The sequence below is a fragment of the Rhodococcus sp. 2H158 genome (genome assembly GCF_053764755.1).
Genome location: NZ_JBSNCE010000023.1, coordinates 60,997 through 86,289, shown reverse-complemented (window position 1 = coordinate 86,289; position 25,293 = coordinate 60,997). Strand labels below are relative to the sequence as shown.

Here is a 25,293-nt window from a genome sequence, read left to right as displayed (position 1 = left end):
GCTCAGGGTGCCGGGCATCGAGCGTCCGGGCACGTTCGCCCGGCGGTCGCGCGCTGCGGTGCTTCCCGCGCGCGTAGGGACGCGCGCGGGAAGCACCCTGCCGCGCAACCACATGCGGCGCAGTCCGGGACGGGACGGCTACTTCTCGCCGTCCGGCCGGACGATCAGCACGGGGCAGTCGGCCGTCTGCATCAGCGCGTTGCTGGTCGATCCCAGCAGCAGGCCCTTGAAGCCGCCGCGGCCGCGGGAGCCCACGACGATCAGCTGGGCACGTTCGGCGTACTCGCTCAGCACCCGCACCGGCCGGTCCCGCGCGACGACGCGCTCGACGACGACGTCCGGGTAGCGCTCCTGGAACCCGGCGAGGTTCTCGGCGAGCACGACCTCCTCCCCCGTCTGGATCCTGCTCCACTGCGGATCCTCGGGCACCGCACCCAGGGACGGCTGCACGCTCACGTCGCTCCACACGTTCACCGCGACAAGCGTCGCCTTGCGGGCGGCCGCCTCGGTGAACGCCACCTCGACGGCGCGCACGGAGGCCTCGGAACCGTCGACGCCGACCACGACCGGCCCGTCGGAGGGCGGTGCCCCGTCGAGGGTGCGGCCGCGCACGATCGCGACCGGGCAGTGGGCGTGCGAGGCGAGACCGAGGGTGACGGAGCCGACGAGCAGCCCCTTCACCTCCCCGAGCCCGCGCGAGCCGAGCACGATGGTGTCGGCACGGTTCGAGAGGTCGACGAGGGTGGGGACGGCCTTGCCCTCGATCTGCTCCGTGGTGATCTCGACCGGGCCCTGCTCGTCGGCGATGCGCTTGGCGAGCACCTTGGCACTGTCGAGCCGCGCCCGCGCCGTCTCCTTCATCTCCTCGTGGAAGCTCTCCGCGAGGTAGGGCTCGGAGTAGTAGAACGCGGGGATGTGCACGACGGTGACGATGTGCAGCGGCAGCGCGCGGGCCGCGGCAGCGCGGGCCGCCCAGATCACCGCGGTTGCCGCCGCGTCGGATCCGTCGACCGCGACGACGATCGGTTGGGTTTCGGTCATCTGATGTTCGGCGCCGATACTCCCTCGTTCACGAGGGAGAGGAAGCGCCGTCCTCCTTTCGGGGGGAGTGGTGGTGTCGGGCAAACCTGTCGGTGGGGTCGGTTGGCGTGCCGGGCATGGGGATCGAGGTGGTGCGCTACCACTACCGGTTGCGGCCGGGCACCACCGCCGCCGCTGCCCTGATCGAGGAGTGGCATCGCTGCCGGTTCCTGTGGAACGAAGCCGTCCACCAGTTCACGACGGGCCGCAAGCCGAGTTTCGGGACACTCGGCACGCAGTTGACCGACGCCCGGGCACGCGCGTCGTGGTTGCGGGACGGTTCCCAGGTCGCCCAGCAGCAGATGCTGCGCACCTACGCGCAGGCGTTGGACGCATCGTGCACGGTCAAGGGCCGGGGCCGGCCGCGCTTCAAGGCGCGGAAGAAGACCCTGCCGACGCTCGAGTACACCCGCCGCGGGTTCCGGATCCGCGACGGCCGGTTGGTGTTGCCCAAAGGCGTGAGTGTTCCGGTGGTGTGGTCGCGGGCACTGCCGGCGGAGCCGTCGAGTGTGCGCATCACCCGCGATTGCCTCGATCACTGGTATGCCTCGTTCGTGGTGACCCACGAGGCAGGGCCGATCCCCGTGGTCGAGGAGAACAGCGGTGTCGGGATCGATTGGGGAGTGGCCCGGACCGCGACGGCCACCGAGGAGCGGTTCGATCTGCCGCATCACGGGCACCGGAAACGGTGTGCGGCGGAGTTGGCGAGAGCGCAGCGGAAGAGGGCGCGGCGTCGCCGGGGGAAGGGACACCCACCCTCGAAGGGCTATCGGCGGGCCCGCGCACAGGCCGCGAAGGTGCAGAAGAAGGCGGTCCGGCACAACCGGCACGACGGCCGGATCTGGGCCGGGACCGTGGTCGATGCGCATCGTCTCGTCGCGGTGGAGGATTTCAAACCCAAGTTTCTGACGAAATCCACTATGGCGCGTAAGGCCGCCGATGCCGCGGTCGCGACGGTGAAACGAGAGTTGATCGAGCAGGGCAGGCGGGCCGACCGGAAGGTGGTGTTGGTGCGGCCCGCGTACACAACCATGACGTGTTCGAGGTGTTTCGCGAGAGCCAAGCAACCCCTCGGACTCGAGGAACGAATCTTCCGGTGCCGGGCGTGCGGGTATACCGCGTGCCGGGACCGGAACGCTGCCAGGGTGGTTCTGGTTGTGGCGGAGCGTGGCCACACCGGTGTCGACGACGTGAGTCAAACGGATCACCTCCCTCCGAGTGGTGGTGCGGTTGCGGTCTGAGTCGGGAATCTCCTGCCTTCAGGAAGGAGAGGCGTTAAGAAAATCCCCTCTGTCTGCGGGCCGGTGGGCCCGGGTTCTCACATCGGCACGGGTGTCAGTTGCAGATCTCCCGCAGCTGTTCGATCAGTCGGACCCGGCCGGCGGTGTTCTCCGCGATCGGGGTGACGTTGAGGGTGGTGACGCCGGCTTCGGCGAACGCGGCGACGCGTTCCCGGACGTAACTCTCGGGCCCGATGAGCGAGACCGCCCGCACCAGGTCGTCGGGCACCGCGGCGGCGGCCTCCTCCTTCCGGCCTGCGAGATACAGGTCCTGAATGGTCTCCGCCTCCTTCGCGTACCCGTAGCGGACGGCGAGGTCGTTGTAGAAGTTCTTGCCCTTCGCCCCCATGCCGCCGATGTACAGCGCGAGGTGCGGGCGTACGAAATCGAGCAGGAAGTCGACGTCGTCGCCGATCGCGAGCGACGCGCCGACATAGACCTGCAGGTCCCCGAGCGCGGGATCGCGCTTGGCCTTGCCGCGCGCGAGGGACTCGCCCCACACGTCGGCGGCCTTCTCGGGATAGAAGAAGATCGGTTCCCAGCCCTCGGCGATCTCGGCGGTCATCTCGACGTTCTTGGGGCCGATCGCGGCGATCAGGACGGGGATGCGTTCGCGCACCGGGTGGTTGATGAGCTTGAGCGGCTTGCCGAGTCCGGTGCCCTTCTCCGGCGGCAGCGGGATCTGGTAGTACTTGCCCTGGTACTCGACCTTCTCCCGGCGCCACACCTGGCGGCAGATGTCGACGAGTTCACGGGTCCGGCCGAGCGGCGCGTCGTACTTGACGCCGTGGAATCCCTCGATGACCTGCGGGCCGGACGCACCGATGCCCAGGACGAAGCGGCCGTCGGAGACGTAGTCGAGCCCTGCGGCGGTCATCGCGGTCAGGCTCGGGGTGCGGGTGTAGATCTGGAAGATGCCCGAGGCCAGCTCGAGTCGTTCGGTCTTGGCCGCGAGGTAGCCGAGCTGACTCACCGCGTCGAACGAGTACGCCTCCGGTACGAAGACGATGTCGAGGCCGGCCCGTTCGAGATCGGCCACCTCCGCCGCCGTCTCGGCGAATCCGCCGCTGTAGTTCAATCCCATCCCGATGCGCATCCGCATACCCCGTGATTCGTTGGTGCGTGGTCCTGCCGGGCACGCTCGTACCCGTGTGCCAGGTACCCTACCGCCGGGGCGTGGCGCGACCTTCAGGACTCGTCGGGGCGCACCACCATCACGGGGCACTGCGCGTCGCGGATCAGCGAGTTGCTGGTGGAGCCGAGCAGCATGCCGGTGAAGCCGCCGCGGCCGCGGCTGCCGAGCACCAGCAGCTGCGCCTTCTCGGACCAGGCCAGCAGGTGGGCGCGCGGCCCGTCGACGTACACCTCGCGACGCACGTTCACGTCGGGGTAGCGGTCGTGGAACCCGGCGAGGCGCTCGGCGAGCAGGGCCTGCTCGGATTCCGCGAACGCGTCCGGATCGATCGAAACCTCCACGGCCTCGTCGAAGGTGCCCCGCCGCATGTCGCTCCACACGTGCACCGCGACGAGGTCGACGCCGCGCAGGCCGGCCTCCTCGAACGCCGCGCGGACGGCCTTCTCGCTGAGGGGGCTGCCGTCGACCCCGACGACGACGGGCCGGGTGTCGGGCAGGGACTCCGGAGCCTTGCCGCGGACGACGACGACCGGGCAGCGACCGTGGCTGGCGACGGACACCGGGGTGGAGCCGAGCAGTGCTTCGCCCACCCGGCCGGTGCCGGAGGAGCCGAGCACGAGCATGCGCGCGCGGGCGGACAGGTCGATGAGCCAGCGGGCGCTGCCGGTGGCGGCGAGCCGGGTGGTGATCTCGAGTGCCGGCGCGACGGTGCGGGCGACCTCCTCGGCGCGCTGCAGCAGCGTCTTGCCCTCGTCCTCGACCCATTCGAAGACCTGCGCGGTCTGGATGAACGGCGCCCCGCTGTAGCCGCTGGGGGCGAAGTCGAGAGCGTGCACGATGTGCAGCGGCAGCCCGCGGTCGGCGGCCGTCGCGGCGGCCCACCGGACGGCGTCGTCGGAGGCGGGGGATCCGTCGATCCCGACCACCACGGTGTTCGAGCGCACCGCCTCGTCGTGCGTGGGCTCGTGGTGCGCCTTGCTGCCTGGGAACTTCACGTCGGTCACCGCTCTCGTCGCAGGGATCGTCCTCGGGGTCGAGGTTAATCCGCTCCCCTGGGGGCAGGAATGGTCTTTGGTCCCTCTCCGGGAAGTCCGGAGCCACTGGCCCGGTGCCGGGGATGCGGCCACAATCGTAGGGAGAGGAGGCGCATCATGTCCGGTGGACCGATCCGCATGGCGGGGGCCGCGGCCCCCAAGGTCCGGGCGGCGGACGTGATGAGCACGCCGGTGCTGGCCGTGACGGTCGACGCCACCCTGGAGCGGGCCGGGGAGGTGCTGGCCCGCAACGGCTTCACCACCCTCCCGGTGGTCGACGAGCACGGCCGGCTGTGCGGCCTGATCACCGAGGAGGCGCTGGCGGGGGCGCATCTGGCGCGCCTGTCGATGTACGCCGACCTGCCCGAGCCGCTCGTGACCGCGGTCCGCCGGCCGCTGACGGTGCGGGCGGTGGCGTTGCCGCCGGTGGCCCTCGACGCGGACGCCGAGCTGTTCGACATCGCGCGGGCGATGCTGCAGATGCGGCTGCGGTCCGTGCCGGTGGTGCGCGACGGCAGGCCGATCGGAATCGTCAGCTGGCGCAATATCCTTCCCATGCTCGAACGCTGACGCACCGAAGCGATCTACGTCACATTAAATTGTCATTTCAGATACCAATTATCTAGTCTCAGGTCATGCAACTCACCCAGTTCACCGATCTCGGACTGAGAGTTGTCATGTACCTGGCGGCCGCCGCGCCCGACAGCTCCCCCAGCACCAAGCGCGTCGCCGAGCAGCTGCAGCTGTCGTACGCACACACCACCAAGGTGGTCGCACGATTGAGTGAACTCGGCGTCGTCACGACCCGCCGCGGCCGCGGCGGCGGACTGACCATCACCGAGCTCGGCCGGGGCGCGTCCGTCGGATGGCTCACCCGGCAACTCGAAGGCGACAGCGAGGTCGTCGCCTGCGAGGGCGACAAACCGTGCCCGCTGCGGGAAGGATGCAGCCTCCGCGGCGCACTGCGCCGAGCCCAGGAGTCCTTCTACGCGGCGCTCGACTCCGTCACCGTCGCCGATCTCACCCGGGCCCCCACCCGCGCCGTCCTGCTCGACCTCACCCGCCCCGCCGTCTGACCGCACGGTTCCACAGCCCGGAACCGGCCCAGCCCTACCCGAAACGGAGTTCACGATGCCGCTCTCAGCCGCGTCCAAGGAAGTTGTCCGCGCCACCCTCCCCGCCGTGGGTGCCGCCATCGGCGACATCACCCCGCTGTTCTACAAGAAGATGTTCGCCGCGCACCCCGAACTCGAGCGCGACCTGTTCAACCGCGGCAACCAGAAGCAGGGCGAGCAGCAGAAGGCCCTGGCCGGCTCCATCGCCGCCTTCGCGACCCTGCAGCTCGATCCCGACCCGGCCCGGGTCGAGGCGATCCTGTCGCGCATCGCGCACAAGCACGCCTCCCTCGGCATCAAGCCCGACGAGTACTGGATCGTCCACAAGCACCTGTTCGAGGCGATCGTGGAGGTCCTCGGCGAGGCCGTCACCCCCGAGGTCGCGGCGGCCTGGGACGAGCTGTACTGGCTGATGGCCAACACGCTCATCAAGCTCGAGGACGACCTGTACAAGGCCGCGGGCGTCGCGCCGGGCGACGTGTGGCGCACCGTCCGGGTCGCCGAGCGCCGGCACCAGTCCGCCGACACCGTCTCGTTCGTCCTGACCTCGCTCGACGGCGCCCCGCTGCCCGCTTTCCGTCCGGGACAGTATCTTTCGGTGGGCGTGAAGCTGCCCGACGGGGCCCGCCAGATCCGCCAGTACAGCCTGACCAACGCGCCCGCCCAGGGCGACTGGCGCATCACCGTCAAGCGGATCGTGGCGACCACCACCCCCGCCGGCACCGTCGCGCCGGCCGGTGAAGTGTCGAACTTCCTGTACGACAACGTCTTCGAGGGTGACGAGCTGCAGGTCACCACCCCGTTCGGCGACCTGGTGCTGCCCGACGACGGCGCGCCGCTGCTGCTGGCCTCCGCCGGCATCGGCTGCACCCCGATGATCGGCATGCTCGCGCACCTCGCGGAAACCGGTGACGAGCGCAAGGTTTCGGTGCTGCACGCCGACCGCTCCGTCGCCAACCACGCGCACCGGCACGAGCTGGCCACCCTCGTCGAGCGCATCCCGTCCGCCGAGGTGCACCGGTGGTACGAGGACCTCGGCGCCCGCGAGCCGCTCGAGACCGTGCGCGTGGGCCGGGCCGACGTGTCGGACCTGCCGCTCGACCCGAACACCAAGGCGTACCTGTGCGGTCCGCTGCCGTTCATGCTCTCGCTGCGCGAGGCCCTCATCGAGCGCAACGTGCCCGCCGAGAACATCCACTACGAGGTGTTCGGTCCCGACAGCTGGGCCCCGAGCGCCTGAGTCGCGTCCGACCGTGCCCCGGCCCCTGCGGCCGGGGCACGGTCGTCTCCACGATCCGGCGCTAGGCTCGCTCACATGGACGATGCTCCGGCCCCCGCCGGCGCGGGCCGCACCCGCCGGGCCGGCCGGATCGGACTGCTCGTGCTGCTCCTCGTCGGGCTCGCAGCCACGCTGCGGACCCCGGCGGCACCCGCCCCGGCCGACGCTCCCCCCACCGCATTCAGCGCCGTCCGCGCGACGACCCACGTCGAGGCGGTGGCCGCGCAGCCGCGCACCCCCGGTTCGGCCGGCCATGCCGAGACCCGGGAGTACCTGGTCCGCACCCTCGACGACCTCGGCTGGTCCGTCCGCGTCGACGACGGCGTCGGCTGGTCGGCCACCGCCGTGCAGGGCACCCAGCGGGGCGGCCGGGTCGCGAACGTCGTCGCCACCCTCCCCGGCACCGACCCCACCGGCACCGTCGTGCTCGCCGCGCACTACGACACCGTCGCCGGCTCCCCCGGCGCGGGCGACGACGGGATCGGGATCGCCACGGTGCTCGAGGCGGCCCGCGCCCTGACCGCCGGCCCCCGCCCCCGGAACGACGTCACGGTGCTCGTGACCGACGGCGAGGAACGCGGCCTGCTCGGCGCCGAGGAGTACACGCGGCGGCAACCGGCCGACGCGAGGCCGACGGTGGTGCTCAACCACGAGGCCCGCGGCAACGGCGGGATCCCCGTCACCTTCCGGATCTCCTCTCCCAACGCGGGTCTCGTGAGTGTGCTGGCCGGCGTGCCCGGCACGACCGCGGACTCGTTCACCCAGACGGCGTTCGAGTTGCTGCCCAACGACACCGACTTCCGCCGCCTCACCGAGGCCGGCATGCACGCCGCGGACACCGCGATCGCCGGCGGCGGCGCCTACTACCACAGTCCCCTCGACACCCCGGACCGGCTCGACACCGCGTCGCTGCAGCGCATGGGAGAAACCACCCTTGCTGCGGCACAGCGGTTCTCGTCCGCCGACCTGGCAGAGCTCGACGCGGGGGGCGACGACGTCGTCGTCACGCTGCCCTGGGGTCCGGTGCACTACCCGCGCTGGCTCGAGATCGCCCTGACCGCGCTGCTCGCCGCCGTCACCGGCGCCCTCGCGGCCCGGCGGATCCGGGACGGTACCGCCTCGGCGGGCCGTCTCGCGGCGTCGGGCGGGATCTCGATCGCCGTGGCGGCCGCGGCGGCGGGCGCGGCGTTCGTGCCGTGGTGGCTCGCGCTGCGGATCGCTCCCGGTCAGGCCTCGGCGGTCCTGCGCGAGCCGTACCTGCCGGTGCCCTACCAGGTCGCCGCGGCGGCCGCGGCCGTCGCCGTCCTGCTCGCGGCGTATCCGCCGGTGCGCCGGCGTGTCGGCCCTGCCGCGTTCGCGACGGGTGCGCTGCTCGCCGTGACGGTCACCGCCCTGGCCGCGCTGCCCTTCCTCGGCGTCGCGACCGTCCTGGTGCTGCCGGCGCTGCCGGCGGCGATCGCCGCGCTCGTCGTGGACCTGCTGCCCACCGATCGGCGCGGGTGGCGGACGCCGGTGACGCTGGCCGGGACCGTTCCGGCGGTCGTGGTGCTCGTGCCCGCCGCGGTGGCGTCGTTCGACGCCGGTCTGCTCACCGGAGCGCCGCTCGCGGGGGGCTTCGTCGCGGTGCTGTTCGCGCTGGCGCTGCCGCTCGTCGACGCCGCCGGCGCGCCGTCGCAGCTGCGGCTCGCCGCGATCGCCGCCGCGGTGGTCGTGCTCGTGGCCTCGCCGGTCGGCGGCTGGGTCAACCGCGACGGCGCCACCCCACCGCGGCAGGAACAGCTGCTCTACGCGCTGAACACGGACACCGGTGCCGCCGTGTGGGCGTCGCCGCGCGCACCCGCGTCGGCCTGGAGCCGCGCCCTGCTGACCGAGGAGCCGGCCACGCTGCCGGACGCGTTCCCGTGGCGCCGCGAGACCAGGTTCGCCCACGGGCCCGCGCCGGTCGCGCCGCTGCCCGCGCCGGGGCTCGCCGTCGTCGCGGACGTCACCGACGGCGACGAACGGACGCTGACCCTGCGACTGACGTCGCCGCGCGGGGCGTCGACGATCGGGCTGTGGGTGGACGAGACGACCGCGGCGGTGCGGGAGACGGTGGTGGCCGGACGGAGCGCCGCGCCGGCCGCGCCGTTCGGGTTCCTGTTCTCCGGGACCCCGGCCGAGGGCATCGAGGTGCGGCTGGCCGTCGCCCCGCGCGACGGCGCGGTGGTACTGCACGTCGCCGACGTCACCGACGACCTCACCGTGGTTCCGGGATACACCGCTCCGGACGACCGGGCGGTGGTCACTCCCGCGGTCGCGGTGACCCGCACCGTCCGGTTGTGATCACGCCGTGCCGAGCGGCCACTCGTGAACGGGCTTGCCGTCCAGCATGTTCCGGATGTAGTCACGCATCATTCCGTGCAGGGCGGTGCGCCGGTCGGCGCCCGCCTCCTCCCGCTCGACGACCTGCGCCCGCTGCCACGCCGCCCCGGTCTGCCGGTTCAGGCACCGGCCCTCGATGATGCCCAGGTACCGGTCCCGCGCCTGCTGCGACAGTCCGAAGGCGGTCAGGCCCGCGTCCGCCATCGGCAGCAGCCGGCGCAGCACGAGTTCGTCGGCGCCCACCCAGCCCAGGCCGGGCCAGTACAGCCGCGCGTCGAGGCCGTACTTGGCCCCGATCCCGAGGTTCTCGCGGGCGGCGTCGAAGCTCATGAACCGGCACAGCGGCACGTCGGCGTCGACGAGGGCGCGCAGCGCCCCGTAGTAGAACGCGGCGTTGGCCATGATGTCGAGCACCGTCGGGCCCGCCGGCAGCACCCGGTTCTCGAGCCGCAGGTGCGGGTGCTCGTCGGCGACGTCGTAGACGGGCCGGTTCCAGCGGTAGATGGTGCCGTTGTGCATCTGCAGCTCGCGCAGCCGCGGCGTCCGGCCGGCGTCGAACTCGGCGATCGGATCGACGTCGGACACCTCGGGCAGCAGCGCCGGGAAGTACCGCGAGTTCTCCTCGAACAGGTCCGTCACCGAGTCGATCCAGCGCTCGCCGAACCACACCCGCGGCCGCACCCCCTGATTCTTCAGCTCCTGGGTACGGGTGTCGGTAGCCTGCGCGAACAGCGGGATCCGGCTCTCGTGCCACAGCGCCTTGCCGGCGAGGAACGGGGAGTTCGCGGCGAGCGCCACCTGCACCCCGGCCAGGCACTGAGCGGCGTTCCAGTGGTCGGCGAAGTCTTCCGGGGCCACCCGCAGATGCAGTTGCAGCGACGTGCAGGCCGCCTCCGGCACGACCGAGTTGGCATCGGCCCGCAGCTGTTCGGCGTCGTCGCGGCCGGGGAGGGGCACGCCGTCGAGATCGAGCTCGATGTCCTCCCCGCGTGCGGCGAAGATCTGCTCGTTGAGGGCCTCGTAGCGCGGGTTGGCGGTGATGCGCTCGCGGTCGAGGTGGGCGAGCTCGAGCGTCGGCAGCATGCCGATCATGACGAGCTGGGCGTCCTGCCGGTGCATCCGCGTGTCGGCGCGGCGCAGCGACTCGCGCAGGGTGTTCTCGATGTCGAGGGTGGCGTCACCGGCGAACGGCCCGGGGTCGACGTTCATCTCGACGTTGAACTGGCCGAGCTCGGTCTGGAACACGGCGTGATCGTCGATCGCCTGCAGGACCTCGAGGTTGCACATGGCCGGTTCCATGTCGTCCTGGACGAGGTTGAACTCGATCTCCATGCCGAGCAGCGGCTCCGGACGTTCGCGCGCGTCGGTGAAGGCACCTTCGCGCAGCATCCGGTCCAGGGCGGCGAGGCAGGCCTGCACCTTGGTGCGGAACTCGCGCCGGTCGGCGCGGGTGAAGGAGCGAGCCTTGATCTGCGTGCCCATGGAGCTGTCCCTCTCCCCCGCTAGGTGATGATTCGTCAGCCTAGCGGCCGAGCGACCGCAGTTGGGGGCGAGCGTCAGACGGCGCGGTAGCTGCCCCAGTCGGCGACGACGCCGCGGGTGCTGAGCCAGGCGTTGGGGTCGGTCTTGCCGCCTGCCTGGTCCCACACCTCGAAGTGCAGGTGCGGGCCGGTGGACCAGCCGCGGTTGCCGACGGTGGCGATCTGCTGACCGGCGGTCACCCGCTGACCGGCGCTGACCTGGTAGGTGTCGACGTGGCCGTAGACGGCGGTGGTGCCGTCGTCGTTGAGGACGCGCACCCACTGGCCGTAGCCGGAGGCGGCGCCCGCGTCGAGGACGGTGCCGTCGGCGGCGGACTTGATCGGGGTGCCGATCGGGGCGGCGATGTCGATGCCGCCGTGGTGGCTGCCCCAGCGGGGGCCGAAGTCCGAGGTGAGCGTGCCCGAGACGGGCTGCACGGTGGAGGGCTTGGCGGGGTTGAGGTTGTTCAGCCAGCCCTGACCCGCGGCGAACTGGTCGACCAGGCCGTCGAGCTCCGGCGGCAGGACGGGAGCGGCGGCGTGCTCGTCGGCCGGGGCGGGCGCACCGGGCAGCTGCGGGAGCTCGAAGCCCTCGGGCAGCAGGCCCTGCGGCACCTCGAACGGCAGGGTGCCGGTCTGGGCGGGGGCGGGCGCGGCACTGGCCGTGCCGGCGGCGAGCTGGGCACCCACGGCGAAGAAGGCGCCGGTGGCGGCGGCCACAGTGGCGGCCTTCACGGGTGCCGACGGGCCGGTGGGCTCGACGCGGTGCCGGCCGCGGCCGGAGGATGCACCGGACAGATCCATCTCGAAGGTGGTCGCCTCGTCGCCTGCCCGCTGGTGCCGTCCCACAGTTGCTACCTCATCCGTCGTCCGTTGCGCGCCGGGTGTGCCCCGGCCGTTTCTGGCGACTCAAAGTAACAAAACGATATAGGGCAGCGCCAGCGTTACGTTTCGGACACCTCTGCGGTGGGTACCGACGGCGACCCGGCGGCAGCCCGGTCGGATGCGACCCTCCCCTAGCCGCGTGAACTGCGGAAACCCCTTCCCCGGCGCGGGCGGGCCGGTCAGGACGTCCGCCGGGGCCGACGACTCCCGGCGCCGCCTCGCGCGCATACAGAACCGCGAGGAGACGACGGCAGTTATGTGATTGTGATCACAGCGGATCGCCCGGCGCATCAGCCGACGTACGCGATGGGCGCACCGGGGAAATAGTCGACGCACGAGAGCAACGGGGTGGGCGACGGGCTGAGGTAGCCGGTGTCGAATGCCTGGATGCGCTGCTCGGCGGTGCCGTGGGTGCGCTCCGGCCCCTTGTCCTCCCCCACCGCGGCGAACGCCCGGCCCAGCGACGCCAGGTCGGTCTGCTCGACCGTGACGCCGAGATCGCGTTCGGAGTACGCGACGAAGGCGCCCGATCCGCAGTCGGCCTGGTTCTCGTACGGGATGGCACTGTTGGGTTCGGCCGGGTCGGGCTCCGGCAGCGCCAGCATCGTCTGGAAGTGATGCGTCACCTCGTGGCTCAGCACCGCGGCAATGGCGATCTCCCCGTAGCCGTTCACGAGGTCCATCGCCGCCTTCTCCCCGATGTAGAGGCTGCGGTCGGCCGCGCAGTACATCAGCGAGTTCTCGTCGTAGGCGCAGCCGGGCGCCGCCTCCCCCGACTTCCCCGCCGCCACCGAGTAGTAGGCGGTGGGATGCGGCATGTTCTGGTATGTGGCATCGATCCACGACTCGATCGACGGAAGGAAGCACTGCACATACGGCCCCATCGCGTCCGTCGTGTACTGCCCGGTGCTCCCGGCGGCGAACGGACACTCCGCTGTGGTCGAAAGCTGTTGCAGGGCAGCCTCGTCCTCTGCGGCGGCCGGAGCGACGGCACCCAAAGCGGGCACCAGGGCGGCGACAGCCACGGCGGCGAAGCGGATCGTGCGCGAGATCGAACGAGACATGAGCACTCCCGGGGACGAGGATTCGGCTTGCGGATCCACCCTCCGGCACGCAGCGGCCGCACTCCAGGGCTCTTCGGGCTGCACACCTCACCCCGAGGGGGGCGGCTCCCCACCCCCGGGGTCACTGGCCGCACCTCCGACCGAATGTCACCGGTCACGCCCGCGGCCGAATGTCACATGCGTTCGGTTGGATTGACGGCGTGTGACATTCGGTCGAGAATGCGGCCGCCTTTGCGGTCGCCGTTCCCTGGCTGGCCGCGGCGCTCGGATTCGCTTGGGCCTTCGGGGCATCCGCGGCGTGGACGGCCGGCGCAGCCCTCGTCGTCGCACGCACCATCCCTGGGTCGGCACCGATCGTCGCACGCACCATCCCTGGGTCGGCACCGTCCGTCGCACCGACGGCGCCGGCGACCGGGTCGCCGCTGCGCTCAGGCACGACGTGGCGGCCGGCCGGCGCGGCGGCGCTGCTGACCGTGCCGCAGATCGCGGCCCTGACCCTCGGCGGTGTCTTCCTGCACGACCGGCTGGGCCTCGCGGTGGCGGACGTGTCCGCGGTCGTCGCCGTGGTGCAGGTCGTCGGCGCTGCCGGGCGCCTGCTCGCGGGCAGGATCGCGGACCGTCGCGGGGACCGCCGCGCGCTCCTGCGTACCATCGCGGTCTCGACGGCCGGCGCGCTCGGAGCGACCGTCGGAGCCCTCGCCGCCGCACCCGGCCCCGTCGTGGTCGCCGCGCTCGGCGCGGCCGGCGTCCTCGCGCACGCGTGGCACGGGGTCGCCTTCGCCGAGGTGGCGTCCGTCGTGGTCGCCGACCGGGCGGGAACGGCGATCGCCCTCACGGGCGCCGCGATCTACGGGTCGAGCTTCCTCACCCCGGCCCTACTGTCCGCCTCGCACGCCTCCGACCAGGCCTGGACCGTCACGTGGATCGCCGTCGGCGCGGCGGCGGCGCTCGCCGTGCCGCTGGTTCCGCGACCGTTTCACACCGGCGCCGCGATCCCGGCTACACTCACACCGCGCATCGAATCGGCACCGCCGGTCCACCGCGCGCTGCCCTCGTAGCTCAGGGGATAGAGCACGGCTCTCCTAAAGCCGGTGTCGCAGGTTCGAATCCTGCCGGGGGCACAAGAGACCGCTGGTCGAGCTCACCCGCTGCCGCTCTCTACGGACCGCCACTCGCGAGGAGCGGACGAACCAGCGCGATGCCCCCGCCCCTGCTCCAGCCGCTCGATCAGTCCGCCTTCACGCCAGGGGCGATGTCCAGCCGTAGATACGACTCGACGCCGAACAGTCGGTGCATCCTCCTCGATGCCGACGACAGATGCGGTTCCGCCTCCGCCGCCGGCACGATCACGGGAGCGACGGCGTCGTAGCGCACGCCATCGCGCTCGAGGATGCAGCCACCGCCTGCCAGAACGTTGCGGCACCAGTCGACGTCGGTGCCGTAGGGCAGATGGATGAAGAACGACTGTCCGGATCGTTCCGCCCACACCGGGGTGACGTATGGCCTTCCGGATGTGCGACCCACGTGATGCACCGCCGTGACCGTCTTCCCTCCCCTCTTCAAGATCACCGGGTTGAGGACGACTTTGTTGTACCGGCGCAGGGCAGTCAATGCCGGCTGCCAGCGCGAGCGCCACACGATGACACGGATCACCGTGAAGACCGTATCGACGACGAGCACGACGCCGCCGAACACCCACTCCGCAAGTCGTCGGAGCACTGCCTTTTCGGTCACGGGTCCGCCCTTTCGCTCATGGGGGAAGCTCGACTCGAGCCGATCGTTCCACGGCTGTCAGCGGCCGGTTCTGGGTCCACGTTGTCGGCCGGGTGAAAGTCCCCACTCCTCGAGGAGTTCGGTTCCGGGCCGGGGCTCGACCTCCTGCCCGGTTTCGGGCCGCGCTCATGCGGCAGGACTCGCCGCTGGTGACCACGGTGGTGGCGGGAGCCGGGCGGGGCTGACGACGAGGGTGCGCAGGATCTCCTCGCCCGTGCCGACCGTAGCCCGGATCGATCGCCGCGTCGGCCGATGGGGTGGAACCAGCGTGGCGACGCGGATCTGGTTGACCGTGAATGGGATTGGCGTGGGTCCCAGCGCTCGGCATGGCCGGGCCGTGCTCAGCCGGTTCGGGTCCGAGCCGGGGGTGACCGGCCGCAGTGGCGCCGGCGACGGAATCGAGGACGAGCACTCTCGAACCGGTGATCTCCACCACCACGCCGGTGCCGACCAGGCCGGCCGGGAGCCGGGTGGTGCGGGAGCCGGACGGGGTACCACCACGTACTTCTCGAATACGTTCCGGAACCGTTCCCAGCATTCCTGTTCCTGCTGCAGGAGGAACCACGGCCATTCGACGATCCGGCCCTGGAGGCACACCTTCTTCGACGGGCCGTACTCGAGCGGATTCCACTGCGGCGGAGGCGTGAACACAACCTGCAGGTCCACGCAGTCCTGATCGCTGCCGGGCGTGCTCATCAGCGAAATGGTGTGCAGGTTCCTACCGTCTCCGGGACACCGGTATCGGATCGTCGGCGCTCCTTGGCACGGCGCATAGCAACCTTCCGGCGATATCGCCGCGCCGTTCACGATCCAGCCGACTGACAGGTCGTCCTGGCCGTGCTCGAAGGACATAAGCACGGTGTCGGAAAAATCGACCGGCCGCCCACCCAGACACCGTGACGACAGAGCGACGGCGTCTTCGTGTAGTCCTCGATCACGAAATGCCGCCCGGTTTCCGAACGTTCCCGGGTCTTCTCGAAGAGCGGGTAGGTCATCGTTCCCCCTCTCGGCTGCCTCGACTCAACGGTAGATCGAAGAGCGGACCGGGGAGGCGGTTTCGCCCTGCGGGACGGGGACGTCCCAGCGACGAGGGTTCACCGCACGTGTCGGCTGGACAACGGATCGCTACCTGCTCATTCCGCGTGTCCACGCTCCGCGTGTGCGGCCTGCTCCGCCGCCACGGCCGCGGCGACGTGCGCTTCGGCGGCCGTCTTGTCCACGCCGAGACCGGTGAGGACGCCGTTTCCGTCCTCGTGTTCGAGGAGGGCGAGGAGGATGTGCTCGGTGCCGATGTAGTTGTGCCCGAGTCGAAGTGCCTGCCGGAACGTCAGCTCCAGAGCCTTGCGCGCACGCGCGTCGTAGGGGATCAGGTCGGGCACGTCCCCGGCCGCCGGCGGAAGCTTCTCCACCACGGCGCGACGGACCGCGTCCGGCGAGATGTCCTGCGCGACGAGCGCGCGGACCGCGAGGGCGTCGGGCTCGCTCAGCAGACCGAGGACGAGATGCGCGGGGGTGATCTCGGCGTTGCCGGCCGCCCGGGCCTCGTTCTGTGATGCCATGACGACGTTACGGGCGCGTTCGGTGAATCGGCTGAATCCTTGTTCGGGATCGAGATCGGCGGAACCCTTGGGTACGAAGCGCTTCTGGGCCGCCTGCTTGGAGACGCCCATGCTGCGTCCGATGTCGGTCCAGGACGCGCCGGAGCGGCGGGCCTGGTCGACGAAGTGGCCGATCAGATGGTCGGCGACCTCTCCGAGATGCTCGGCGGCGAGGACCGCGTCGGTCAGTTGTTCCAGGGCGTCGGTATGCACCTTCTTGATGGCATCGATGAGGTCGTCGAGCCGGACGGGATTGCTCATGGGTACCGGATTCGTCATTCGTCAACCATAGGTTGACGGACTCGTGGTCGTCAATGCCCGGTTGACGATCGATCCGGTGCACCTCATCGGCACCGCAAGGCGGGTACTGTCGTCGCATGGACCCCGACGTCCGCGCTGGTCACCGGGCCGATCGCCGCCCGCGGCGCGAGCCGATGATCGCGCCCAGCCTGGCCTCGGGCGACCTGGCGCGCCTGGCCGACGAGGCACGGGCCGTGGCCGGTGGATCCGACCGGGGCGCGGACTGGCTGCACGTCGACGTGATGGACGGACACTTCGTCCCCAACATCACCTTCGGGGTGCCGGTCGTGCGGTCCCTCGCCCGGCACACCCCGCTACCGCTCGACTGCCACCTGATGATCGAGGATCCCGACCGGTGGGCGGTCGACTACGCGGAGGCCGGCGCGCACAACGTCTCCGTGCACATCGAGGCGGTCCGCGACCCGGTCGCTCTCGCCGGCCGCCTGCGGGACGCCGGCGCCCGCGCCGGTCTCGCGCTCGCGCCGCACATCCCGCTCGAGCCGCACGTCGGCACGCTCGCGCACTTCGACACGCTCCTGGTGATGAGCGTGCCTCCGGGATTCAACGGCCAACGGTTCATCCCCGAGATGCTCGACAAGGTGCGCGCGGCGCGACGCCTGGTCGACGCGGGGGAACTCGACGTGCTCATCGAGGTCGACGGCGGGGTGAACCTCGACACCATCGGGGCTGCCGCGGCGGCCGGTGCCGACTGCTTCGTGGCCGGGACGGCCGTCTACGGCACGGACGACCCGGCCCGTGCCGTGCGCCTGCTGCGCGAGAAGGCCCGGGCGGCGTACGGGAGACCGTGACAAGCGGGAGTCAGGGACGAACGGGAGACAGGGACGAACGGGAGTCAGGGACGAACGGGGAGACAGGGACGAACACGAGAATGGGCGCCGAGAGACATCTCGGCGCCCGTTCTCGAGTGACGGCTCAGCTCCCCAGCGCGTCGATCGCTGCCTGCAGCCGCCGGGCGGCCTCGTCGGCGACGGGCTGCAGCCCGGGATCCTCGGCCACCTGCACCATCAGTTGCGGGTTCATGGCCTCGACGTGCACCAGGCCGGCGTCCTCCGGATCGCGCCGGACGACGACGTTGCACGGCAGCAGCAGCCCGATCTGCCGATTGACCGAGACGGCCTGGTGTGCGAGCGGCGGGTTGCACGCCCCGAGGATGACGTACGGCTCCATGTCGACGTCGATCTTGGTCTTCAGGGTGGCCTGCATGTCGATCTCGGTGAGCACCCCGAAGCCCTGCTCCTTCAGCGCCTCGCGGGTGCGCTCGACGGCGTCGCCGAGCGGAGCGCGCAGCGTGGTGGCGAGAGCGAGTGTCATGCTGCTCCTTCGTGGTTCGCTGTTGTCAGGCGAGCGCGAGGAAGAGCTTCTCGAGTTCCTCCTCGGTCAGCTTGTCGACGCAGGTGTCGTCCTGCTCGTCGAGGACGCACTGCCGCAACCGGGTGGCGACGATCTTGAATCCGGCCCGGTCCAGGGCGCGCGAGACCGCGGCGAGCTGGGTGACCACCTCGCGGCATTCGCGCCCGTTCTCGATCATGGAGATCACGCCGGCGAGCTGGCCCTGTGCGCGGCGCAGCCGGTTGAGCACCTGGGTGGTGGATTCTGCGGCATTCACGGTGTTAACTGTCATGGTCGGCCCCTTCATACTGAAGATGAACCCATCATACCCGGTGGGGTATTCCCGTGCCCACATTCCGGCCCGACGCCGATTTCCGGACGGCGGGCGGGTCGACCCGGCGATTCCTTCAGCGGCGACCGCCCTTGACCACCCGCTCGCCGGCCCGCTCCCAGGCGATCATGCCGCCGCGCAACGAGGCGACGGGCGCCTGCGCCGCCGGGGCGAACATCCGCGCGGCGCTCGCGGAGCGCATGCCCGAGTGACACACGAACACCACCGGCCGGTTCCGCACGATCCGCGCCGCCCTCGTCGGAACCTGAGAGAGTTCGCAGTGCTGCGCGACGGCCGCGTGCCCGGACCGGTACTCGGCGGCGGAGCGCACGTCGACGAGGACCGCCCCGCCGTCCAGCAACTCGCGCGCCCGGCCGACGTCGACGGTCTCGTAGGGCTTGCCGAAGCGCGCCTTGATCTTCTCGAGCAGACTCATCGGGTGCCGCCCTGTTCGGCCGGGTGACCGGCGCGCAGCCAGCCCTTGGTGCCGCCGGCGACCGAGACCGCGGACCGCCCCGACGCGGACACGATGTCCGCGCCGCGCAGGCTGCGATTGCCGGAGGCGCAGATGACGTAGACGAGGTCGGTCCCCGGGATCTCGGCGAGGCGGGAAGCGAGTTCGCCGAGCGGGATCCACTGGGCGCCGGGTACGTGCGCCTGCTCGTATTCGTAGTCCTCGCGCACGTCCACGACGGTCGCGCCGGACTTCCACTCGTCGGCGAATGCAGCGATGTCGATTTCCCTCATTGTCCACTCCTCGGCCCACACCGGTGGGCATCGTGCCGTCGTTCGAGGTCATACCCCGCGGGGTACTACATACCCTAGGGGGTATACGCCGATCTGTCCACCGTCTCCGCCGGACGACCGGCGCTTCGGCCCGGCGCGTGGGCGCTTCCGTGTAGCGTCCGAGACGATCCCGCCCGACGCACCAGTGAGGAATCGCCGATGAGCGACGGACCCGTGGCGCCGCAGCCCGGCGCGGGCCGTGCCCGCCAGAACGTCATCTACCGGGCAGGAGTGCTCGGGCGCACCCCCGCGGTGCCGACCGACTTCGCCGGCCTGGAACGCCTGGCGCGACGGAAGACGAGCCGGCGCGGCTGGGCCTACATCGCCGGGGGCGCCGGCGAGGGCGCGACGATGCGCACCAACCGCGAGGCCTTCGGCCGCTGGAAGATCGTCCCCCGCGTGCTGCGCGACGTGTCCCGCCGGGACCTGAGCGTCGAGCTGTTCGGCCGCACCCTGCCCGCCCCGGTCCTGCTGGCGCCGGTCGGCGCCGCCGAGCTCGCGCACCCCGACGCCGACGTCGCGATCGCCGGCGCGGCGGCCGAACTCGGCGTGCCCTACATCTTCTCCAACCAGGGCTGCGCCCCGATGGAGGAGAGCGCCGCGGCGATGGGAGACTCCCCGCGCTGGTTCCAGTTGTACTGGAGCAGCGACGACGACCTCGTCGACAGCCTGCTCGCCCGCGCGAAGAAGATCGGCGCGGACGCCGTGGTCGTCACCCTGGACACCACCCTGCTGGGCTGGCGGCCCCAGGACCTCAATCTCGGATCCTTGCCGTTCGCCCGCGGCGAGGGCATCGCCCAGTACACCTCGGACCCGACCTTCGTGCGCATCGTCCGCGAGCGCATCGCGGCCGCCGCCGGCGCACGACCCGAGGTGGAGGTGACCCTCGGCGCGATCAGGACACTGCTCTCGATGAGCCGGCGCTACCCCGGCCGCCTCCTCGACAACCTCCGCTCCCCCGAGCCCCGGGCCGCCGTCGAGACCTTCCTCGACATCTACTCCCGGCCCTCCCTGACGTGGACGGAGATCGAGTCGCTGCGCGAACGCACCGATCTTCCCGTGCTGCTCAAGGGCATCCTCCATCCGGACGACGCCCGGCGCGCCCTCGACGCCGGGGCCGACGGCATCATCGTCTCCAACCACGGTGGCCGCCAGGTGGACGGCGCGATCGCCTCGCTCGACGCCCTGGTCGGCATCGCCCCCGCCGTCGACGGCCGGGTGCCGGTGCTGCTCGACAGCGGAATCCGCACCGGATCGGACGTGTTCAAGGCGCTCGCCCTCGGCGCCGACGCGGTCACCGTCGGCCGCCCGCACCTGTACGGGCTGGCGGTGGGCGGCCGCGAGGGGGCCCGCGACGCCGTCGCGAACATCATCGCCGAGTTCGATCTGACGCTCGGGCTCAGCGGGCTGACGTCGGTGAAGGAGATCACCGCGGACGCGCTCGCGCGCACGTGACCGAGGGGCGACGGGTGATGCCGATCTTCGACGCCCACTTCCATATCGTCGACCCCCGCTTCCCCGTGACCCCGAACGAGGGCTACGTGCCGCCGGCCTTCACGGTCGCCGACTATCTCGAGCGGGTCCGCGGGCTCGGCGTCACCGGTGGGGCCGTCGTGTCCGGCTCTTTCCACGGCTTCGATCAGGGCTACCTGCTGGACGCGCTGGCCCTGCTCGGCCCCGGCTTCGTGGGCGTCACCCAACTGCCGGTGACCGTGACCGACACCGAGATCGCCCGGCTCGACGAGGCCGGCGTGCGCGGAATCCGGTTCAACCTGCGCCGCGGCGGTTCGGAATCCGCCGCCCACCTCGACGCGCTCGCGCGGCGGGTCCACGACGTCGCCGGCTGGCACACCGAGTTGTACGTCGACGCCCGCGAACTGCCCGCGCTCACCGGGACCGTCGCCGCCCTGCCCGCGGTGAGCATCGACCACCTGGGCCTGTCCGCGGCCGGACTGCCGCACCTGTTGGACCTGGTCGACCGCGGGGTACGGGTCAAGGCGACCGGGTTCGGCCGCGCCGACTTCGACGTCGCCCCCGTTCTGCGCGCCGTCGCCGACCGGAACCCGCACGCCCTGATGTTCGGCACCGACCTGCCGTCCACCCGGGCACCGCGCCCGTTCACCGACACGGACGTCGCAGTGGTCACCGACGCACTGGGCCCGGACCTCGCCGCGCGGGCGCTGCACGACAATGCCGCGCAGTTCTACCGCGTGCGTTGACATCCCCTTCGAGCAAGATCGTCGAAACGGCGCATACCCGGCGGTCTGCACTCTAGACTCGGGGGCGTCATTCGGTGCGCGGGGCGCGCCGCCGGCGGGGCGCGGCGGTCGGCACCCGGACGTGACATTCCGATCACAGGAGCATCAGCATGAGCGCCGCCCGAACCACCCGAGCAATCCTCGCCACCGCCGCACCGATCGCGGCCGCCGTCCTGTTCGCCGGCAGCGCCGGCGCCGCACCGCCCCAATCCCTCGGCACGGCACTGACCTTCGGGTGCCTCAACCAGGGCAGCCTGGCCTCGATCACGGCGGTCACCGCCCAGGCCGGCCCGGAGGCGAACCCCGGGATCCCACCCGGTCACGTACTGTTCTCCACCGCACCGGGAATGGGCCCCATGCCCGCCGCGGGGCAGGTGTCGGTCGCATGGCTCAATCAGAGCACCGGCCAGGCGGGGATCGTCGACCTCGAGGGGACGTACCCGAACCTGGCGAAGGTGGTGAACACCGGCCCGGGCACCGTGCTCACCACCGTGTTCGGTTCGGTGAACCTGAGCAGCGGCCCGATCTGCAATTCGACACCGGCCGCGGGGACGGTGACCGTCGGCTGACGGTGCCGGAGTTCAGCGCGGGCTGTACATGATCAGCGCCACGCCGAGCAGGCACACCAGTGCACCGGTCACATCCCACCGGTCGGGGCGGAAGCCGTCGATGATCATCGCCCACACGAGCGATCCGGCGACGAACACTCCGCCGTAGGCGGCGAGGATGCGACCGAAATTCGCATCCGGCTGCAGCGTTGCCACCATGCCGTACCCGCCGAGCGCAATCACACCGGCGCCCACCCAGATCCAGCCGCGCTGTTCCCGGATTCCCTGCCACACGAGCCAGGCACCGCCGATCTCGAACAGGGCCGCGACGACGAACAGGACGAGGGACTTCGCGATGCTCACGCGAAGTACCCTACGGCGCTGCACGGCTCCGGTGCGGGGTGCCCACACCGGAGCCGGCCGGAACATGGTCAGGTTTGGCTCGCCGCGCGCGGGCGGGGCACCAGTCGGGGCACGCGGGCACTGTAGTCGCGGTACCGGTCGCCGAACGTGTCGGTCAGATCGTGTTCCTCGAACCGCAGCGCGACGAGGATGTATCCGGTGGTGACCGCGGCGAACAGCAGGTGGCCCACGCTCATCGTCGGCGCCACCCAGAACGCGATCAGGAAGCCGAGATACAGCGGGTGACGCACCACCCGGTACAGCATCGGGGTGCGGAATACGACTTCGGCCGGGGGTTTTCCGGCAAAGTTCCGCAGCACCTGCCGCAGGCCGAACAGGTCGAAGTGGTCGATCGCGAACGTCGATGCGAGCACGAGGCCCCATCCGGCGAAGGACACCGCGTAGAGGACCACGCGCACCGGTGTCGCGTCCACGTCCCAGATCTCCTGCGGCAGTGGACGCCACTGCCACATCACCAGCGCCAGGGCGGCGGTGGCGAACAGCACGAACGTGGAGCGTTCGATCGGCTGCGGGACGATGCGGGTCCATCGTTGCTTGAACCAGGGCCGGGCCATGACCGAATGCTGAATGGCGAACACGGACAACAGGGCCAGGTTCACCATCACGGCGACGACGATGGGCGTCTGCGGCCCCTCGTCGATGGTGCGGGGCACCACGAGACCTTCGACCCACCCGATCGAGTACAGGAACACCGCGAAGAACACGGCGTAGGCGGCCGCGCCGTACGCGGTCATCAGGGTGCGGCCGAGGCGGCCCCTGTCGGTCGTCTGCAACATCGTCGAACCTTCCCTCCTCCGGGCGCGCCGGCCCGTGCCACAGTCGGCGGATGTGCCGTGTGACCACAGTGCGCCGACGCGCCGGAGGACGACAGGCACCCCGGGGTGAGGTTTTCGGCACCCGGGGCGGGCGGTCATCCGCTGCCGCGGGCCACGTCCTGCGGGTCGATGTCGTCGCGCAACCCGCGCCAGCTCGGATGCCAGAGCTTGCCGGCGTCGGTCCACTCCCGGAACCGCACCTCCCCCACCAGCTTCGGGCTCACCCACACCGCGTCCCGCGCGTCCTCGCGCGGGACGTCGCCGGCGAAGGGGGTGGTGCGGCGCCGCAGACCCGCCATGGCGGCCGACAGTTCGGCGAGCTGGGGTTCGTCGAAGCCGGTGCCGACGCGGCCGACGTACTCCAGCCCGGCCTCGCCCTGCACGCCGACCAACAGCGAGCCGAACGTGCCGGCGCGGGCCCCCTTGCCGAGGCGCCAGCCACCGATGACGACCTCCTGGGTGAGCCAGTTCTTCGACTTCACCCAGTCGGGGCTGCGCCGGCCCGGCACGTACACCGAGTTCCGCCGCTTGGCCACCACACCCTCCCAGCCCCGCCGGGTGCTCTCCTCCAGCGCTTCGGATCCGTTGCCGTGCAACAGTTCCGGAACGACCAGCCCGTCGGCTGCGGCGGCGAGCGCGTCGAGCACGCGCCGCCGGTCGGAATACGGCTTCCGGAACAGGGTCACCCCGTCGAGGAAGAGGACGTCGAACACGAAGTACTGCGGGGTGCCCCCGGTCCGCAGCCGCCGGAAGCTCGTGACGCCGAGGGCGTCGCACGCGACCACCTCCCCGTCGAGGACCACCTCGTGTCCGTCGAGGATGCGGGTGAGGTCGGCGAGGGCGGGGTAGTCGCCGGTGATGTCGCGGCCGGAACGCGAATGCAGCCGCAGCTGCCCGTTCTCGATCTCGGCGACGGCGCGGTAGCCGTCCCACTTGCCCTCGAACGCCCATTCGCCGGCGTCGAGACCGGTCACCTCACCCGGTGTCGCGAGCATGGGCTCGAGGTCGCGGGGGAAGCCGGTCGACAGGCCCGGCGGTGCGCTCTGGTCCTTCATGCGGTGCGCGAGCCACTGGCTGCCGGCCGTGCGGATCAGCGCGTACCGACCCTGCACCCGCGCGCCGTGCAGGCGCACGATCACCTCGTCGTCGCGCCATTTCTCGGTGTCGTAGGTGCCGGTGTCCCAGATCGTCATGCCGCCGGCGCCATACTCCCCCTTGGGGATCACGCCGTGGAAGGTGAGGTACTCGAGCGGATGGTCCTCGGTGCGCACCGCGAGGTTGTTGCGGCCGGGATCGTCCGGCAGATTCTTCGGCACCGCCCACGACGCGAGCACCCCGTCGCGCTCGAGCCTCAGGTCGTAGTGCAGGCGGCGGGCGTGGTGCTCCTGGATGACGAAGGAGTTACCCGGTCCGGATCCCACGGCGGCGGGGACGGGTTCGGGGGTGCGGGACGGTTCGCGCTTGTGCCGGTACTCGGTCAGGGCGTCGAACTCGGGCAGCGGCGGGTCCAGCGCGGCGAGCGGATCGGGTCCGGCCTCGAGCCGCGCGAGCACCTCGTCGAACCGCAACTGGCGCAGCTCCGGGTCGTCGAGTTCGTCCCAGGTGCGGGGCGCGGCGACCCACGGCTGCTCCCGGCCGCGCAGGGAATACGGTGCGATGGTCGTCTTGGCCTGGTTGTTCTGGCTCCAGTCGAGGAACACCCGGCCGCCGCGCACGGCCTTGGCCATGGTGGCGGTGACCAGGTCGGGATGCAGCGTCTCGAGGTTGATCGCCACCTGCTTCGCCACGGTCGACGCCCCGCCCGGTGCAAGCTCGCGGTCGAGCGGCACATACAGGTGTATCCCCTTGCTGCCGCTGGTGACCGGGTAGGCCGGCCAGCCCAGCCCGCCGACCATGTCGCGCACCAGGCAGGCGACCTCGGCGCACTGCGCCAGCGTGACCCCCTCCCCCGGGTCGAGGTCGAACACGATCCGCGTCGCGGGACCCGGGACGGACCCCGAGAACCGCCACTGCGGCACGTGCAGCTCGAGCGCCGCCTGCTGCCCGAGCCAGGCCAGCGACGCCACGGAGTCGAAGACCGGATACGTCACCGACCGCTGCTTGTGGTGAACGGTCTTGCGGGTGAGCCACTTCGGCGCGTGGGAGGCGAGGTTCTTCTCGAAGAACGACTCGCCGCCGACGCCCTCGGGCCAGCGCTTGCGGGTGCCGGGCCGGCCCGCGACGTGCGGCAGCAGCACCGGGGCGACGGCGACGTAGTAGTCGACCACGTCGGCCTTCGTCGTGCCCGTGTCCGGGTAGAGCACCTTGTCGAGGTTCGTCAGGTTCAGACGACGGCCTTCGAACGTGCGGGTCGTCATC

General features: G+C 71.2%; 25 protein-coding genes, 1 tRNA gene and 1 pseudogene. 11 read left to right on the top strand and 16 right to left on the bottom strand.

Going from position 1 to position 25,293, the window contains the following annotated elements; all coding sequences use genetic code 11:
- Positions 1-138: 138 nt before the first annotated feature.
- Positions 139-1,041, bottom strand: a complete 903-nt coding sequence (locus ACWPOB_RS21445; protein WP_455402033.1) for a universal stress protein — start codon at positions 1,039-1,041, stop codon at positions 139-141.
- A 116-nt stretch (positions 1,042-1,157) separates the two neighbouring features.
- Here ACWPOB_RS21445 and ACWPOB_RS21440 point away from each other — a divergent pair, with 116 nt between their 5' ends.
- Positions 1,158-2,321 carry an RNA-guided endonuclease InsQ/TnpB family protein gene (locus tag ACWPOB_RS21440; protein WP_455402032.1) on the top strand — a complete coding sequence of 388 codons (1,164 nt, stop codon included), beginning with the start codon at positions 1,158-1,160 and terminating at the stop codon, positions 2,319-2,321.
- A gap of 94 nt (positions 2,322-2,415) precedes the next feature.
- On the opposite strand, the gene ACWPOB_RS21435 is transcribed toward ACWPOB_RS21440, so the two are convergent.
- Positions 2,416-3,456, bottom strand: coding sequence for an LLM class F420-dependent oxidoreductase (locus ACWPOB_RS21435; RefSeq protein WP_100056458.1), 1,041 nt, complete (start codon positions 3,454-3,456; stop codon positions 2,416-2,418).
- 92 nt (positions 3,457-3,548) lie between these two features.
- On the bottom strand, positions 3,549-4,490 hold the full coding sequence (locus tag ACWPOB_RS21430; protein WP_455402031.1) for a universal stress protein: 942 nt from the start codon (positions 4,488-4,490) through the stop codon (positions 3,549-3,551).
- 156 nt (positions 4,491-4,646) lie between these two features.
- Between ACWPOB_RS21430 and ACWPOB_RS21425 the strand changes: the two genes are divergently transcribed.
- From ACWPOB_RS21425 to ACWPOB_RS21410, 4 genes are all read left to right on the top strand, one after another.
- Positions 4,647-5,099, top strand: coding sequence for a CBS domain-containing protein (locus tag ACWPOB_RS21425; RefSeq protein ID WP_100056451.1), 453 nt, complete (start codon positions 4,647-4,649; stop codon positions 5,097-5,099).
- A gap of 65 nt (positions 5,100-5,164) precedes the next feature.
- A complete protein-coding gene (locus ACWPOB_RS21420) occupies positions 5,165-5,605 on the top strand; it encodes an RrF2 family transcriptional regulator (protein ID WP_100056450.1) in 441 nt (146 codons plus the stop codon).
- A gap of 55 nt (positions 5,606-5,660) precedes the next feature.
- Positions 5,661-6,884 carry a globin domain-containing protein gene (locus tag ACWPOB_RS21415; RefSeq protein ID WP_455402030.1) on the top strand — a complete coding sequence of 408 codons (1,224 nt, stop codon included), beginning with the start codon at positions 5,661-5,663 and terminating at the stop codon, positions 6,882-6,884.
- 75 nt (positions 6,885-6,959) lie between these two features.
- Positions 6,960-9,245: a M28 family peptidase gene (locus ACWPOB_RS21410; protein ID WP_455402029.1), complete on the top strand. Its 2,286-nt coding sequence runs from the start codon at positions 6,960-6,962 to the stop codon at positions 9,243-9,245.
- Here ACWPOB_RS21410 and ACWPOB_RS21405 read toward each other — a convergent pair whose 3' ends face one another.
- From ACWPOB_RS21405 to ACWPOB_RS21395, 3 genes are all read right to left on the bottom strand, one after another.
- Positions 9,246-10,766: a glutamate-cysteine ligase family protein gene (locus ACWPOB_RS21405; protein ID WP_455402028.1), complete on the bottom strand. Its 1,521-nt coding sequence runs from the start codon at positions 10,764-10,766 to the stop codon at positions 9,246-9,248.
- A gap of 74 nt (positions 10,767-10,840) precedes the next feature.
- On the bottom strand, positions 10,841-11,653 hold the full coding sequence (locus ACWPOB_RS21400; protein WP_455402027.1) for a M23 family metallopeptidase: 813 nt from the start codon (positions 11,651-11,653) through the stop codon (positions 10,841-10,843).
- Between the two features lie 326 nt (positions 11,654-11,979).
- Positions 11,980-12,753, bottom strand: a complete 774-nt coding sequence (locus ACWPOB_RS21395; RefSeq protein ID WP_455402026.1) for a neutral zinc metallopeptidase — start codon at positions 12,751-12,753, stop codon at positions 11,980-11,982.
- A 242-nt stretch (positions 12,754-12,995) separates the two neighbouring features.
- On the opposite strand from ACWPOB_RS21395, the pseudogene ACWPOB_RS21390 reads away from it, so the two are divergent.
- Both ACWPOB_RS21390 and ACWPOB_RS21385 read left to right on the top strand, forming a co-directional pair.
- Positions 12,996-13,811: pseudogene (locus ACWPOB_RS21390) on the top strand (MFS transporter); the annotation flags it as partial.
- Positions 13,802-13,874, top strand: a tRNA-Arg gene (locus ACWPOB_RS21385). The pseudogene ACWPOB_RS21390 and the gene ACWPOB_RS21385, both read left to right, overlap by 10 nt.
- A gap of 106 nt (positions 13,875-13,980) precedes the next feature.
- Here the strand turns inward: ACWPOB_RS21385 and ACWPOB_RS21380 are convergent.
- The 3 genes from ACWPOB_RS21380 to ACWPOB_RS21370 all read right to left on the bottom strand — a co-directional run bounded on the left by ACWPOB_RS21380 (position 13,981) and on the right by ACWPOB_RS21370 (position 16,403).
- Entirely contained in the window at positions 13,981-14,487 is a 507-nt protein-coding gene (locus ACWPOB_RS21380) for a nitroreductase family deazaflavin-dependent oxidoreductase (RefSeq protein WP_455402025.1), read from the bottom strand.
- A gap of 165 nt (positions 14,488-14,652) precedes the next feature.
- Positions 14,653-15,222, bottom strand: coding sequence for a hypothetical protein (locus ACWPOB_RS21375; protein WP_455402024.1), 570 nt, complete (start codon positions 15,220-15,222; stop codon positions 14,653-14,655).
- A gap of 437 nt (positions 15,223-15,659) precedes the next feature.
- Complete coding sequence (locus tag ACWPOB_RS21370) at positions 15,660-16,403, bottom strand: Clp protease N-terminal domain-containing protein (RefSeq protein ID WP_455402023.1); 744 nt, start codon at positions 16,401-16,403, stop codon at positions 15,660-15,662.
- A gap of 98 nt (positions 16,404-16,501) precedes the next feature.
- Here ACWPOB_RS21370 and rpe point away from each other — a divergent pair, with 98 nt between their 5' ends.
- On the top strand, positions 16,502-17,233 hold the full coding sequence (rpe, locus tag ACWPOB_RS21365) for a ribulose-phosphate 3-epimerase (RefSeq protein ID WP_455402022.1): 732 nt from the start codon (positions 16,502-16,504) through the stop codon (positions 17,231-17,233).
- A 124-nt stretch (positions 17,234-17,357) separates the two neighbouring features.
- Here the strand turns inward: rpe and ACWPOB_RS21360 are convergent, their stop codons facing one another.
- The 4 genes from ACWPOB_RS21360 to ACWPOB_RS21345 form a co-directional block, all read right to left on the bottom strand.
- Positions 17,358-17,756: a DUF302 domain-containing protein gene (locus ACWPOB_RS21360; protein ID WP_455402021.1), complete on the bottom strand. Its 399-nt coding sequence runs from the start codon at positions 17,754-17,756 to the stop codon at positions 17,358-17,360.
- A 25-nt stretch (positions 17,757-17,781) separates the two neighbouring features.
- The gene (locus ACWPOB_RS21355; RefSeq protein ID WP_037201469.1) at positions 17,782-18,066 is read right to left on the bottom strand and encodes a metal-sensitive transcriptional regulator; all 285 of its coding nucleotides are present in this window, start codon (positions 18,064-18,066) and stop codon (positions 17,782-17,784) included.
- Positions 18,067-18,181: 115 nt separating this feature from the next.
- Entirely contained in the window at positions 18,182-18,541 is a 360-nt protein-coding gene (locus ACWPOB_RS21350) for a rhodanese-like domain-containing protein (RefSeq protein ID WP_100058035.1), read from the bottom strand.
- On the bottom strand, positions 18,538-18,852 hold the full coding sequence (locus tag ACWPOB_RS21345; RefSeq protein WP_006930266.1) for a rhodanese-like domain-containing protein: 315 nt from the start codon (positions 18,850-18,852) through the stop codon (positions 18,538-18,540). The genes ACWPOB_RS21350 and ACWPOB_RS21345 overlap by 4 nt, the downstream gene beginning before the upstream one ends.
- A gap of 198 nt (positions 18,853-19,050) precedes the next feature.
- Between ACWPOB_RS21345 and ACWPOB_RS21340 the strand changes: the two genes are divergently transcribed.
- From ACWPOB_RS21340 to ACWPOB_RS21330, 3 genes are all read left to right on the top strand, one after another.
- Positions 19,051-20,346 (top strand): lactate 2-monooxygenase, encoded by a 1,296-nt coding sequence (locus ACWPOB_RS21340; RefSeq protein WP_455402020.1) that lies wholly within the window; start codon positions 19,051-19,053, stop codon positions 20,344-20,346.
- 17 nt (positions 20,347-20,363) lie between these two features.
- Positions 20,364-21,110, top strand: a complete 747-nt coding sequence (locus ACWPOB_RS21335) for an amidohydrolase family protein (protein ID WP_455402019.1) — start codon at positions 20,364-20,366, stop codon at positions 21,108-21,110.
- A gap of 149 nt (positions 21,111-21,259) precedes the next feature.
- Positions 21,260-21,718: a hypothetical protein gene (locus tag ACWPOB_RS21330; RefSeq protein WP_165037230.1), complete on the top strand. Its 459-nt coding sequence runs from the start codon at positions 21,260-21,262 to the stop codon at positions 21,716-21,718.
- 12 nt (positions 21,719-21,730) lie between these two features.
- Here the strand turns inward: ACWPOB_RS21330 and ACWPOB_RS21325 are convergent, their stop codons facing one another.
- From ACWPOB_RS21325 to ACWPOB_RS21315, 3 genes are all read right to left on the bottom strand, one after another.
- On the bottom strand, positions 21,731-22,060 hold the full coding sequence (locus ACWPOB_RS21325; RefSeq protein ID WP_455402018.1) for a YnfA family protein: 330 nt from the start codon (positions 22,058-22,060) through the stop codon (positions 21,731-21,733).
- A 68-nt stretch (positions 22,061-22,128) separates the two neighbouring features.
- A complete protein-coding gene (gene mddA, locus ACWPOB_RS21320; protein ID WP_100057348.1) occupies positions 22,129-22,896 on the bottom strand; it encodes a methanethiol S-methyltransferase in 768 nt (255 codons plus the stop codon).
- Positions 22,897-23,030: 134 nt separating this feature from the next.
- Entirely contained in the window at positions 23,031-25,292 is a 2,262-nt protein-coding gene (locus ACWPOB_RS21315) for an ATP-dependent DNA ligase (protein ID WP_455402017.1), read from the bottom strand.
- Between the last annotated feature and the right edge of the window lies 1 nt (position 25,293).